This is a genomic window from Acidiplasma sp., from assembly GCF_038728925.1.
GTDB lineage: Archaea > Thermoplasmatota > Thermoplasmata > Thermoplasmatales > Thermoplasmataceae > Acidiplasma > Acidiplasma aeolicum.
This window is the reverse complement of sequence record NZ_JAVYSZ010000008.1, coordinates 17,023-31,442: the sequence shown is the minus strand read 5'-3', so window position 1 is coordinate 31,442 and position 14,420 is coordinate 17,023. Positions and strand designations below refer to the sequence as shown.

Annotated in this window: 12 protein-coding genes; 5 read left to right on the top strand and 7 right to left on the bottom strand. The window is 36.6% G+C overall.

The window, feature by feature from the left end; translation table 11 throughout:
- Window position 1 precedes the first annotated feature (1 nt).
- A complete protein-coding gene (locus QXW15_RS04525; RefSeq protein ID WP_342790023.1) occupies window positions 2-424 on the top strand; it encodes an OsmC family protein in 423 nt (140 codons plus the stop codon).
- Here the strand turns inward: QXW15_RS04525 and QXW15_RS04520 are convergent.
- The 4 genes from QXW15_RS04520 to tuf all read right to left on the bottom strand — a co-directional run bounded on the left by QXW15_RS04520 (window position 421) and on the right by tuf (window position 5,350).
- Window positions 421-1,437, bottom strand: coding sequence for a pyridoxal-phosphate dependent enzyme (locus tag QXW15_RS04520; protein ID WP_342790022.1), 1,017 nt, complete (start codon window positions 1,435-1,437; stop codon window positions 421-423). The genes QXW15_RS04525 and QXW15_RS04520 overlap by 4 nt on opposite strands.
- A gap of 42 nt (window positions 1,438-1,479) precedes the next feature.
- On the bottom strand, window positions 1,480-3,678 hold the full coding sequence (locus QXW15_RS04515) for an elongation factor EF-2 (protein ID WP_048101895.1): 2,199 nt from the start codon (window positions 3,676-3,678) through the stop codon (window positions 1,480-1,482).
- Window positions 3,679-3,751: 73 nt separating this feature from the next.
- Window positions 3,752-4,063 carry a 30S ribosomal protein S10 gene (rpsJ, locus tag QXW15_RS04510; protein ID WP_048101896.1) on the bottom strand — a complete coding sequence of 104 codons (312 nt, stop codon included), beginning with the start codon at window positions 4,061-4,063 and terminating at the stop codon, window positions 3,752-3,754.
- Between the two features lie 6 nt (window positions 4,064-4,069).
- On the bottom strand, window positions 4,070-5,350 hold the full coding sequence (gene tuf / locus QXW15_RS04505; RefSeq protein ID WP_048101897.1) for a translation elongation factor EF-1 subunit alpha: 1,281 nt from the start codon (window positions 5,348-5,350) through the stop codon (window positions 4,070-4,072).
- A 260-nt stretch (window positions 5,351-5,610) separates the two neighbouring features.
- On the opposite strand from tuf, the gene QXW15_RS04500 reads away from it, so the two are divergent.
- Complete coding sequence (locus QXW15_RS04500) at window positions 5,611-5,910, top strand: DNA-directed RNA polymerase subunit L (RefSeq protein ID WP_048101898.1); 300 nt, start codon at window positions 5,611-5,613, stop codon at window positions 5,908-5,910.
- Between the two features lie 9 nt (window positions 5,911-5,919).
- Window positions 5,920-6,882: a DNA methyltransferase gene (locus tag QXW15_RS04495; RefSeq protein WP_048101899.1), complete on the top strand. Its 963-nt coding sequence runs from the start codon at window positions 5,920-5,922 to the stop codon at window positions 6,880-6,882.
- On the opposite strand, the gene ileS is transcribed toward QXW15_RS04495, so the two are convergent.
- Together ileS and QXW15_RS04485 are read right to left on the bottom strand one after the other, a co-directional pair.
- Window positions 6,875-9,958 carry an isoleucine--tRNA ligase gene (gene ileS / locus QXW15_RS04490; RefSeq protein WP_048101900.1) on the bottom strand — a complete coding sequence of 1,028 codons (3,084 nt, stop codon included), beginning with the start codon at window positions 9,956-9,958 and terminating at the stop codon, window positions 6,875-6,877. The two genes, QXW15_RS04495 and ileS, sit on opposite strands and share 8 nt — an antisense overlap.
- 41 nt (window positions 9,959-9,999) lie before the next feature.
- On the bottom strand, window positions 10,000-11,214 hold the full coding sequence (locus QXW15_RS04485) for an MFS transporter (RefSeq protein ID WP_055041173.1): 1,215 nt from the start codon (window positions 11,212-11,214) through the stop codon (window positions 10,000-10,002).
- Between the two features lie 113 nt (window positions 11,215-11,327).
- Between QXW15_RS04485 and QXW15_RS04480 the strand changes: the two genes are divergently transcribed.
- The gene (locus QXW15_RS04480; protein ID WP_048101902.1) at window positions 11,328-11,630 is read left to right on the top strand and encodes a hypothetical protein; all 303 of its coding nucleotides are present in this window, start codon (window positions 11,328-11,330) and stop codon (window positions 11,628-11,630) included.
- 40 nt (window positions 11,631-11,670) lie between these two features.
- Here the strand turns inward: QXW15_RS04480 and QXW15_RS04475 are convergent, their stop codons facing one another.
- Window positions 11,671-13,077, bottom strand: coding sequence for an APC family permease (locus tag QXW15_RS04475; RefSeq protein WP_342790021.1), 1,407 nt, complete (start codon window positions 13,075-13,077; stop codon window positions 11,671-11,673).
- Between the two features lie 125 nt (window positions 13,078-13,202).
- Here QXW15_RS04475 and QXW15_RS04470 point away from each other — a divergent pair, with 125 nt between their 5' ends.
- Window positions 13,203-14,420 (top strand): FAD-dependent oxidoreductase, encoded by a 1,218-nt coding sequence (locus QXW15_RS04470; RefSeq protein WP_287950999.1) that lies wholly within the window; start codon window positions 13,203-13,205, stop codon window positions 14,418-14,420.

The window sequence follows — 14,420 nt, the reverse complement described above, 5'->3', positions numbered from 1 at the left end:
CATGAAGGTGTCGATAAAATTCGATAATGATATAGGGTTTATATCAGATGATGGGAAGGATGATGTAAAAATTAAGAATTCGATTGTTGGAAAGGAGATTTATCATTCACCAACAGAATTATTATTAATGGCCATGGGTGCATGCACCAGTGATGATGTTCTTGTAATTTTAAACAAAATGAAGATGGATATAAAATCATATAGATGTGAGATTGAGGGAGAAAAAAGGGATGAGCACCCAAGATTTCTCAAATATGCGAAAATACATTATATATTTGAGGGAGATGTTGATCCGGAAAGTGCAGCAAAGGCCATTAAATTATCAATGACAAAGTACTGTTCAGTCTCATTAACTGTTAAAAATGCAGGTATCAATGTATCATATTATTTTACCATAAATGGTAAGGATTACGAGGTAAATTAATAATTTGTTTTTAAGCCATTTCCTGTAAGTATTAAAAGATTTTTACCATATTTGTTTAATTTTTTATATGCGGCATATACCGTGGCAGAACTGTATTCGGTAAGTATGCCTGATAATGCTAGATCACCTCTTGCCGTAATTATTTCATTTTCAGATACAGTAACACATCTTCCATAATTTTTAATAATATCATACATTTTTTTAATTAACACGGGCTTTTTGGATACAAGTGCATCGGCCACAGATGACTTATCATTGTTCTCATCAAATAATGTACCGTTGATTTGAGAGCATAATGGTGATATAATCTCAGGCTGGACACCAATTATTTCCGGTATTTTATTTATCTCCCCAGAATCAAGAAGGTGCTTAAAACCTGAGAATAACCCTGAAAGTAATGTTCCGGCTGAAACCGGTATAAAAACCCTATCAGGCATATGCTCAAACTGGTTAAATATCTCATATGCCAGGGTTCGTATGCCATCCCTGAACTCAGGGTTTAACACATGGGATGCATATATTCCATCGTATTTCATTGCCACATTCTGAACCTCATCCCTGCTGCCCTTAACCTTTATTATATTTGCACCGTAAAGCTTTATTTGACCAAGCTTCATTGCATTTGCTGTTTCAGGAACAAATATATTTACATTAAAACCCGCCATATGGCCATAGGCAGCTATGGATGCACCGGCATTGCCTGATGAATCCTCATTTATGCTTAAATTATGATTATCGTATTTGGATGCCAAATAGGATATTAATGTCCTTGAACCACGGTCCTTGTATGAGAATGTTGGAGAATAATAATCAAGTTTAAAATAAAGGTCTCCGTTACCGATTACTGGTGTGGTAACCTCACCCAGGTTTATCCATTTTTTTATATATGGATAGTTATCGAGTATTTTGTCATGATATTTTTCATCCACAATTATTTCAAATGGGGATCCACAAACATTGCAGAATAACTCATTATTTTTACGATCATGACCATTAAAACATAAATATTTCATAAAAAATGATTAATTTATATCTAAAAAATGTTTTGATTAAAATTACAGGGAGGCATAATAGGACTCATCATAGGGTTCTGGTTTAAGTCCCTTTCTCTCCCTAATTTTTGCAACTATGCCGGCCTGAAGTTCATATGGTACCCTCTGATACCCTGCATTTTCTGAGTTCCAGATGGCCTTTCCACCTGTAGCGCTCCTAATGGCAGATGCAAAACCGATCATACCTGCCACCGGAACCTTTGCAACAACGGTTATTTCATCCCCATTCTGCTGCATATCCTCAACGACACCACGCCTCTGCTGCATTTCACTGGTTACGGGACCCATCAATTCCTGGGGTACGCTTATGTAAACCTTCTGTATTGGTTCAAGTAAAACCCTGCCTGCCTGGCACATTGCACCATAAATGGAGTTCCTTCCAGCAGGTATAACCTGTGCCGGGCCCCTATGAATACTATCCTCATGAAGCTTGGCATCCATAAGGCTTACCTTAACACCATAAACCTTCTCATTTGCAAGAGGACCCTTATCAAGAGATTCATTAAATGACTCTATGAGAAGCTCCATGGTCTCATCAAGGTACTGTATTCCCTTGGTCATATCAAGCATAACATTTGTGCCGTGTATTGAAACAAGACCCCTGGCCTCATCATGCGTTAATCCGGCCTCCTCAAGTGTTGCCATAACAGCCTTTCTGTCCTTAAACTTTGATCCCTCTGGCACCTTTCCATCAAGTATTGCCTGAACAACGCCAGATGGCAGTGGCTCAACCTTGAAATAGAATCTGTTATGTTTGTTTGGTGATTTTCCCTCGAATGGCCCGCCAGTCTTATCAACGGTCTCCCTGTAAACAACAAGCGGTTCTGATGTTACCACATCGATCTTATAATCATTCTTTATCCTGTAAAGTGTAATTTCCAGATGAAGTTCACCCATACCTGATATTAAATGCTCACCTGTTTCCTGATTTATATCAACCTGTATTGATGGGTCTGCCTTTGAAACCGACCTCAAAACATCTATAAGTTTGGGAAGGTCTGCCGTATGCTTTGCCTCTATGGCCAGTGTTACAACCGGATCTGAATAATGGGACATTGGCTCAAAATCCTCCATGTCCGGTATTGAGGATACTGTGGAACCGGCAATCGCTCCCTTTAGACCTATTACCGCAGCTATGTTTCCTGCAGCGATCTCATCTACTGCTATTCTGTCTGGACCAACCATCATTGATAGCAGCTGAACCTTTGATTTGCCGGCACCGGTAACATAAAGCTCACTGCCCTTCCTAATTATGCCGCTAAAAACCCTTCCCACGGCAATTTCTCCAGCATGCGGGTCTATTAGGATCTTTGTAATCATCATGCTTACCGGCCCATTATCATCGCACTTAAGCATGGCCTTTCCAACCTCGGAGTCAAGGTCTCCATGCCATATCTGGGGTATTCTGTATTTTTGTGCCTCTGCCGGATTTGGCAGATTTTTGATTACCATATCAAGAACAACCTTATGCAGCGGTGCCTTTTTTGCAAGCTCTCTCTGCCTGCCACTGCTGACGAGATCTGTAATTTCCTTAAATGTTATCTTAAATATGCCCATGGCCGGCACAGACAGTGCCCAGTTATTATATGCAGAACCAAAGGCTACGGTTCCGGCCTGTACATTTACAAGCCATGAATTTTTAAACTCTTCTGGTGCATATTTAGATATAAGCCTATTTACATCGGAAATGACCTTAATAAATCTCTTCTGCATTTCCTCTGCATTTAACTTCAACTCATTTATTAACCTGTCAACCTTATTAATAAACAAAACAGGTTTAACCTTTTCCTTTAATGCCTGCCTCACAACTGTTTCTGTCTGGGGCATGACACCCTCAACTGAATCAACAACTATTACCGTGCCATCGACAGCCCTCATGGCCCTTGTAACGTCCCCACCAAAGTCCACATGACCTGGTGTGTCTATAAGATTAATTAAATATTCTTTCCCATCAACCTCATGCACCATTGATGCATTTGCGGCATTAATTGTTATTCCCCTTGCCTGTTCCTGCTCATCATAATCCAGAAGAAGCTGTTTACCTGCAAGTTCCTCACTCATCATTCCCGCGCCGGCTATAAGGTTATCACTAAGCGTGGTTTTACCATGATCTATATGAGCTGCTATATCTATATTCCTAATTCTTTCAGGATTTTCAATTAATTTCATTGCCTTTGCAATATTATCCTCTTTTCGACCCATAATAACACCTTATAAAAAACCATATTGTAAATTATTATTTAATACTATTTTCAAACAATAAAAATTAAAAAAATTAACTCTTTATCTGTATTTCTATTCTAACACCATCAGGTATAGATATTCTCATTAATTGCCTTAATGTTCTTTCGTCTGCGTCAACATCTATAAGCCTTTTATGAACCCTCATCTCCCAGCGGTCCCATGTGGGTGAGCCCTCACCATCAGGACTCTTTCTCACAGGTACCATGAGCCGTTTCGTTGGTAATGGTATTGGTCCATGTATTTCAACGCCGGTTCTTTTGGCAATTGTTTTAATTTCGTCGCAGACAACGTCAACTATTTTATTTTCAGTGCCACTAAGTGAAATACGTGCTTTATATGCCATTTATGATCACGCTGATGCTTTTTCAAGATCTATGCACTGACCTGCTGCAACTGTCATGCCCATATCCCTGATTGCGAACCTTCCGAGCTGTGGGAACTCGGATACCTTCTCAAGTACAAGTGGGCGGTCTGGAACGACTTTAACAACTGCTATATCTCCGGCCTTGATGAAATCTGGCTTGTCCTTTAATGTTGTACCATCCTTTGGATTTATTGTCCTGATGATTTCATCAATTCTGCATGCAACCTGTGCTGTATGGACATGGAATACAGGCTTGTATCCTGCGGCTATAACGCTTGGGTGCTGCAATACAACTATCTGGGCTGTAAATGATTTGACAACTGTTGGTGGGTTTGACTGTGGACCGCAGACGTCACCCCTCTTAAGGTCGTTCTTTGCAATACCCCTTACGTTGAAACCTATATTATCTCCTGGCTCAGCCTGCTGCATTGGTGTGTGATGCATCTCTATTGACTTTACCTCTCCAGCCTTGTTTGCAGGCATGAATATAACCTTGTCGTTTACCTTTATAATACCTGTTTCAACCCTTCCAACTGGAACTGTTCCTATACCGGTAATTGAATATACATCCTCAACAGGTATTCTTAATGGTTTGTCTGTTGGCTTCTGAGGAACCTTTAATGCATTAAGTGCATCCATTAATGTTGGGCCCTTCCACCATGAAAGGTTTGGACTGGCCTTTAGTATGTTATCACCCTTGTATCCACTTATAGGTATAATTGGAACGTCCCTGTATCCAATTGGTGTGAGAAGCTTTGTGATCTGGTCCTTAACCTCGTTGAATCTTGCCTCACTGTACGGCGGCTGTGTGGCATCCATCTTATTAACAACACATATAAGCTGTGGCACTCCAAGTGTTCTGGCAAGGAATGCGTGTTCCTTTGTCTGTGCCATGACGCCCTCTCCTTCCCTTGCTGAAACAACAAGGACGGCTGCATCTGCCTGGCTTGTACCTGTAATCATGTTTTTGACAAAATCCCTGTGGCCCGGGGCATCTATAATTGTAAAGTAATACTTGTCTGTTTCAAATTTCCTATGTGTAAGATCAATTGTAACTCCTCTCTCCCTCTCTTCCTTGAATCTATCCATAACCCAGGCAAATTCAAATGTTGCCTTTCCCTTTTCCTCTGATTCCTTTTTGTATTCATCTATAATGTGCTGTGGGATTTCTCCGTGCTCGTATAACAACCTCCCTACAAGGGTAGATTTCCCGTGATCTACATGCCCTATTACTACTAAATTTATGTGTGGTAATTCCTGTGCCATATTTTTTCACCTTTAATAGGATTATTTCCTTTTACCATATAATACTTTAATATTTAAATATCTTTTTTTTATGCTTATTCGAATATAAATAATTTATTCTAAAATACATTTTAACATGGAAGAATTTTGCATAATAGTTCATATTGATTCATAGAGACTTTTATATTAATAACTTTTATGTTCTATTTTTAAAATGACATTTTCAGTGCCTAATGCTATTAAATTAGTAATAAATATATATTCAGATATAATGATGTTTTATGGATTCAAAATTTAATGTTGTTTCAAGGAATAAAGATTCTATTACATTAGAGGTAATTAATTATGATAATACGCTTTTAAGACCTTTAATGGAAGAGGTTACCAAGGACGATAAGGTAGAAATAGCCCATTACTACATAAAGCATCCTGAAATAGACAACCCGCAAATTTATATCAAGGTTAGTACGGGTAAACCACAGGCCGCAATAAAGCGTACTATAAGAAAAATGAATAAAATATATGAAAGCATGTACAATGACCTGTTAAAGGAAAAAGAAAAATTATCAAAAAAACAATAAAAATAAAAAATGAGATATGTTCTTGAGTATACAAGGGAAAATCGTGATATTGTATCATCAGAAATAAACGCAATAAAAGAAACTTTTAGGGATTTTGACATAATTTATAAATCAGACTTTATATACATAATAGAGGGGAATTACAGGGATATAGAGAATTCAGGATTTATCAATTATATATCGCAGATAATAGATGAAAAACCGGATTATAATGAGTTTAATTGTAAAATTCCAGAGGGAAAGTTTTATGTCAGGGCCTCTGTGCCTCCCGGGTATAATACTGAAATGGTAGAATCCACTGTTGGGAAGATTTTGGGTGGTAGGGGCAGGATTTCATTTAATAACCCAGATTTTATTGTACGTGCTGTTAAGGCTGATATATGGTATCTTGGAATACTTGTATACTCAAGAAATAAAAAAGATTTTGAATCAAGAAGGGCACCATTAAGACCGTTTTTTTCACCGGTATCGCTTCATCCAAAATATGCGAGATATCTAATAAATACCTCATACACAAGGCCCGGGGATACCGTTCTTGACCCATTTTGTGGAACAGGTGGTATACTTATAGAGGCAGCACTTATGGGAAGAAGAATAATAGGAAATGATGCCCTTTTGAACATGGTAATGGGTACAAAATTAAATTTAAAATATTTCGATTTAAAATACATTGAAATATACAATTTGGATATAAAGGATTTAAATATTAATAAAGCTGTGGACGCCATTGTTACTGATATGCCATATGGCAGGAGTTCATCCGTAAATGATTATGACATACAAAATTTGTACAAGACCTCCTTTGAAAAATTTAATGAGCTTCTTAAGAGTCATGGTAAATGTTCAATTATAGTTAATAATCTGGAGCTTTTGGAATATTCAAAGAAATTTTTTAAGATAATAAACAGTGTGCCGGTTTACCAGCACAGATCACTTATAAGATATTTTGTAATAATTGAAAAAATTAGTTAATTGTTTCTATTTTAATTCCTATGTGCCCGCCGTCTATATCCCATACACGGTAATCATCACCGGATCCAAACTTGATATCCCTGCTTAATGTTTCCTTTTTAATATAATCTGAATATTCTTCAACTGCTTCTTTTATGTCTCCTGTGCAGTCAATGCTTGTATTTATAAATTCAGAATATTCAAGATTCATATCCTTTCTCATTATCTGGATTCTTCTTATTATCTCCCTTGCATAGCCAATAAGTTTAAGTTTCTCATCTATATGCCTGTTAATAAATACATTAAGCCCAAGTTTATCAGCAGATGCAAATGAATAATTTTCATCCGGGATTTCATTTATTTCAAAATCCTCCTTCTTAAACTGTAAATCGTTATATTCAGTGTAACCCTTATCCATTATTTCCTTGTATATTTTTTCAGAATTCTTTAACACAAAATCTGAAAATTCCGATGTTTTTGATCTCATAACTGGTGCAACCCTTGCATATACAGGTTTCATGACAACTTTTACTGGCCTATCCTTCTGATTTATTAATCTTATTGATTCTGCATTTAATTCTGGGGAAATTATATTTAAGACATCTTCTGGAAGATTAACATCGCTGTAAATTAATATTTCTTTAACAGTTTGCCTTCCCTTTATTCCGGCATCCTGTCTGGCCCTTCTTGATAGCTCAAGTACGGTCTCTGCATATTTAAAGGTCTTTTCCAAATCCTCATTTATATAGGAAGTATCTGCGACAGGATAATCCTCAAAATGAACGCTCTTTTTTTCTCCAGATAGCTTCTGATACAGGTATTCTGAATAGAATGGGGCCATTGGTGCAAGCATTTTTATTATGCTTAATAATGTGAAATATAGGGTTTCATAGGATCTTTTCTTATCCTCTGAGAGCTCGCCCTCCCAGAAGTTTTTCCTTGACAGTCTTAAGTAAAAATTTGAAAAATCGTCAATTAAATCCATTATATTTTTTAGGGCTATATGCATGTTAAATGAGTCCATATTAATCCTTACAGATTTTATTGTTGAATTGAGTCTGGAAAGCAACCACATATCAAGTATATTTTCAGATTTTTCAAGCCTTTCAAATACAAAATTATCAAGATTGGCGTTTGATGCAAAGAAAGAATAAATATTGCCAAGGGTGCCAAGTGATTTTCTTGTTAAATCGCCTATTAATTTTCTGTCAATTGATTTTGAGTTCCATGGTGCACCTGAGAAAAAGAACAACCTTGCGGGATCCGCACCAAAATCATCAATGAACTGCCTTGCTGTAACGAAATTGCCCTTGCTCTTGCTCATTTTTTGGCCATGCTCGTCAAGTATGAATGCTATTGATAGAACATTTTTATATGCATTCTTTTTAAATAATAACGATGATATTACATGCTGGGTATAGAACCAGCCCCTTGTCTGATCAATTGCCTCTGTAATAAAATCCACAGGTATGCTGGTTTCAGAATTAAATTCCTTATTGAACGGATAATGCAGTGCTGCATATGGTGCACTGCCAGAATCGAACCATGTATCTATTACGTGTGGTTCCCTGTGCATGGGTTCCGAACATTGCGGGCATTTTAAAACAACATCGTCTATAAATGGCCTGTGAAGATCTTCTGGAACATTGCCGCCAAGAGCCTTTAGTTCCTCCCTGCTTCCAACAGCTACATAATGCCCATTTTTACATTTCCATACCGGCAGTGGTGTACCCCAGTATCTATCCCTGCTAAGTGCCCAATCCTTTGCCTCTGCAAGAAAGTTTCCAAAACGGCCATCCTTTAAATAATCCGGAAACCAGTTTATCTTTTCATTATTTTCCATTAAAAGGTTCCTTATTTCAGAAACTTTTATAAACCATGCATCTAAGGGATAGTACATCAGTCTTGTACCACAGCGGTAGCAGAATGGATATGTATGCTTTATCTTCTGGCTTTTAAAAAGTATTTTATTCTTTTTAAGGTAATCTATTATTGGTATATTGGCATTTTCAAAGAACATATCCTTCCATGGGAGGTCATCAACAAACTTTCCATCCAGTGATACGGGATTTACCATGGAAACATTTTCCCTTTTGGCTATTTCAAAATCATCTGCACCGAAGGCGGGGGCTGCATGCACAATACCGGTACCATCCTCGGCCGTCACAAAATCTCCGGTAACAACACGAAGTGCATTATCCGGAACATGTAAAAATGGCATGAGCTGCTCATACCTTATTCCATCAAGATCACGGCCTTTGAATGTTTTAATTATTTTATAATCCTTAAAAAGCGTGTCGACCATTGATGAGAGAAGATAATATTCCTCGCCCTGACTGGATATTAATGAATAATCAAAGTCAGGGTTTACAACAAGAAATTCATTTGATGGAAGCGTCCATGGTGTTGTTGTCCATGCAATAAAAAATCTATTTTCATATCCCCTTTCCCTGAATTTAACATAAACTGATGGGTCGTCCACATTTTTATAACCCTGTGCAACCTCATGTGAGCTTAATGATGTACCGCATCTTGGGCAGTATGGGACTATTTTATAGTCCTTGACAAGCATTTTTGATTCATATAATGTTTTTAATGCCCACCACTCACTTTCAATATAATCATTTTTAAGGGTTATGTATGACTTATTCTGATCTATCCAGAAGCCTATGAGATCGTCCACCTCATGCCATTCGTCTATATATCTGAATACGCTCTCACGGCAGTATTCATTGAATTTCTGTATTCCAAAATCCTCTATTTCCTTCTTGCTGTTAAATCCAAAATGCTTTTCAGCCTCAAGTTCCACAGGCAAACCGTGGCAATCCCAGCCACCGGTTCTTCTTAATATATCATAGCCATCCATGAATTTATACCTCATTACGGTATCCTTCATGGTTCTGGTCATTAAATGACCGACATGTGGTCTTCCATTTGCGGTTGGTGGACCCTCCAAAAACACGAATTTTTTTAAATCCCTTTTGGTATTTAATGCCTCATTTATAATATTATTATTTTTCCAGTAATCAAGAATTTCCTTATCAATTTCAGTAACTGGCTTATTGATATCTATATCCTCATATATTTTTCCTGTCATTTTAACAGTTTAGTAATAAAATGTATATATTATTTTTTATATTATAATTTAGTTGCAGTGCCTTTTGATTGCGTTCCGGATTTTACATTAAAGATTATTGACGCTATAATAAGTGCAGCCATTGGGAATATTGTTGCATAAATTGCCATCCTTACTGAATACAGATCAGAAATCAGGCCAAATACAAATGGTATAAAGAAGAATATTACATCCATTATAAATGTAAAAACAGAATAAACAATGTTCAGATATTTTATATCTATGCTTGTGGCAATATAATAGCTTGATATAGGGTATATGGTTCCGTGGGGAATTCCCAGAAATATTAGGCCAATTATAAATACGTAAATATAATCGGTGAGACCAAGCATGGCATATCCTGCAATGCTTAAAATAAATGATGCATACATTATTATGTCCCTATTTTTTACAGTTTTCAGTGAAAGAAACATTCTGGATGCAAATGATATTGAAAAGAAGACTGCCAGGAAATAGAAAAATATATCCGGATTTATTCCATAGTATTCCCTGCCCATTATGCTGCCATATGTTAATAACAAAATGAATGGAAATGCATATGAAATGTTTCCAAACATGGCAAAAAGTACCTTCCCCTGTTTAAGTGAGTATGACGCCTTTGAAAGTATTTCCCTGAAGCCTATTTTTTTATTGTCTGAGCTTATTTTTATTTTACCTGATAGAATCAGCATTAATATTGATGATGCCAGTGAGATAAAGAAGAAGATAACAAAAGCATACCTGATTGTTAAAAATGATATTACATAGCCCTGTAAAAGCACTCCAAATATAAGGCTCAGGGATAATGATGCAGTGTAGGCAGCTATATATCTGTCCCTCTTATCAGGCGGTGATATTATATTGGTTACTGTCATGAGCAGGGGCTGAACAACACCCATTGAGGACCCTGTTATAAATGAAAGCACAAGAACCTCATAGATATTTTTGGTAAATATAAATGCAAAAATGGATGCTGTCATGATAAATAGAAATAATGTTATCATTTTCGGCGTTTTTGATATGTTTACACGCCCATTAATTAAAATATTTGAAATAAGGGCCCCAATGCCGTATAGTGTTGCGGTTAATCCAACAAAAATAAGGTTTGCAAGGAGAACATATTTTGAGAAGACCGGAACAACGGTCATAAGCATGTTTGTGGATGCCCTCATTGTGAATGTAACTGAAAGAAGTATAATTAGATTGATAAAAATTAATTTACTATTGGCATTATTCATTTGTAAAGTATTACAACACATTATTTATTCTTAACTGAAATATTTATTAATGCAATAATGACCCTAATTAAGATAAGAAATGTTATATATTTATATACATTATTTAATATGACATGGATAGGAATAGTTATAAAAATAAAAACTATAGAAATTATAGAAATGATCAGAAAAGATCGGTAAAAAAGCTTGATATGAGGAAGAATGAGGAGTTTAATTATATGCTTGGCACCATAGTCAGGGATCTCCCGGAGAGTGTTAGGGGCGCACTTCGTGGTGGCATATATTCAATTATGTCCAAGCAGGGCACCAGGGAGGCCAGGGATTTTATAGTTAAAAAGAAGAATGACGGTGTAATCACAGAGGATATGGAAAAAAATCTACTGGATTTAATATATGCTTACAGCAAGTACAGGTAATTTAATAATATTATAAGATTTATTGTATTTGCTTTATTTTTCAATTTAATATTTTCCTTAATTTTATTCCATTTCTTTGAATAAAAAACATTAGTATCCCGGGAATTAGAAGGATTACAGCAAGTGCAATATAAAATGTGCTTGTGGCTATTCCCATAATTATCATGAATATAAATGCTATAAATGTTATTATTGAGATTAACAGGTATAATATATTTTTACTTCCCTTAAATAGATAAATTCCTGAAAAAGCATCAAATGCAAATTCCATCATCAGGAAAATTCCTGAAATGGACAGAAGCTGGGCGAAAAATGATTCTATGGATGGTATAAACAGCATAAATGCGTTTATTGCCTCGGCGGTAACAGCGATTATAACAAGATTTGACCATGGGCTTTTATATTTTTTATGAGTGTAACCAAAAATTTGTGGAAATAAATGATCCCTTGACATGGCATACCATGCCCTGCTCAGTATATATGTTGTAAGCCATAATGAACTGGCTGTGGACGCTATTACTGCTATATACATGATAACCGCATATTTTGGTATTATGTATGATGCCCATTCAGCAAGTGGGTCTATACTTCCAGAAAGAAGGTTTAAGGGTGTTTCAGCATCCATAAGCGTCATGGTTATCATGTATATTGAAAAGACTATTAAAAATCCCATAATCCCTGTTGTACCCGGCCATTTTTCCCTGTTAAAGGATTCTTCAGAGGCATATGAATCTATTTCCCAGCCATCCATAATGGTTGCAATAACAGGAAATGCCAGTACAAATGCGTATGGTTTTTTTACTATTTCATTAAATGAAAAGAACCATGAAAATGATATGTGGTTTACCATATGATCCGGAAGGTAATATATTGCAATTAAAGAAAACATTATAATAACAAAAAGCTCTACTCCAAGGAACAGCTCTGTTATCTTGGCAGTGGGCCTTGCCCCCAAAATACCTGCAATTAACGTAATTAAAATCCAGAAGGACCCCAGTATGAATATGGTAAATGCATTATTTAAAAGGCTGAAACTTATTATGCCCAGAGAGTATAAAAACTGTGCAGTGTACTCCCCTGCAGGTATAACTATTGGTGGAATTGAAAAAAAGTATGCAAGTGTAATAATCCATGCCTGAAAGGACCCATAGGATTTTGACACTATTTTGCTGCCCCAGAAATATGATGCACCAGCATTTGGATATAATCTATTAAACTTTCTGAATATAATGGATGCAAAAAGGTAAACGGGAAATACAATTATAACGCCCATAATAGAATAGATGCCAAGGTAAAAGGCAATAACACCATATGATGCTGCTATGCTGAACGCAGGTGCAACACTTGATGTTGAAAGGGATGCCAGATCCATAAATTTATGTACATTATTTCTTAGCTGGCCCACAGAGAAATCGTATTTCTTTGAATAAGCACCGCCCTTATGCAATAGATCACCTTGCTAAAGTATATTTACTTTTTAGTAAGTATACTTTAATATTTAAAACTATCCACAGACAAAATATTTTTATATGACATTATAAATGTTCATATATTATAACGGGATTTCAAGCCATGGATTATGATGTTGATGTTGTCATAGTTGGTGGCGGCCTTTCAGGTCTTTCAGCTGGAATAACAGCCACAAAAAACAATTTATCCGCAATAGTTCTTGAACGCGGCGATTACTCCGGGTCAAAGAATGTTACCGGCGGCAGGATGTATGTTCATTCACTAAGGAAACTTTTGGGAGACCAGTTTTCTGATGAATATCTGGAACTGCCGGTGTATAAGGATACATATGAAATATATGCTAAGGATGGAAAAATATCATTTTCCTTTGAGGAAAAAAATAAGAAAAACAGTTACACAGTGCTCAGGTCAAAATTTGACAGGTATTTATCAGGGATCGCCGAGGAAAATGGCTGTACAGTATCATATTCCACACTTGTAAAGGGAATTTCAAGGGAAAATAACCTTATCAATGTAATAACAGACAGGGGGGATATTAAAACACCACTGGTAATAGAGGCTGACGGGTCAGCCGCACTTATATCAAGGCTTCAGGGTAGGAGGCTGCAGCCAAAATACAATATGCTGGGCGTTAAGGAGGTTATTGAAAATAAGACAGACAGGGATTATGGAGAAACAAGGACAATTCTGGGATTAACAGGGGACCTTAAGGGCGGTGCCTTTGTTTACGAGAACAGGGATACATTATCTGTTGGATACACCGTTAAGATAGAATCATTGCAGGAAGATGCAAATAACTTAAAATCTCCAGATTTAATAGAGCAGGTCAGGGAAAAATTGGGCATAGATGGAAAAATGCTTGAATACTCGGCACATATGATACCCTATTATGGATATGGCAATCTGCCGCCTGTAAACTATGACAATATACTTGTTGCTGGTGATTCTGCAGGTTTCTTAATAAATGATGGCTTCACCATAAGGGGCATGGACCTTGCCATAGAATCGGGCATGATAGCAGGAAATGCTGCAAAAATTATATTAGATTCTGGTGATTATTCAAACACAGAAATATATAAGAAAATGCTTGATGAATCATTTATTATGAATGACATGAGGATTGCATGGCCCATGTTTAACCTTCTGGGTAATAAGGATCTATTTACAAAGTATCCGGACTTTTTGACCGGTGTTCTTTCTGAGTTAATGAATGTGGATGGTAAAAATAGGAGAAAGCCTGTAAATATTGTTTTTGATCAGGCACATCAGAATGGACTCAGTGTTGCATCCATTCTGCGTGATGCAATGAGGGTGATGTAA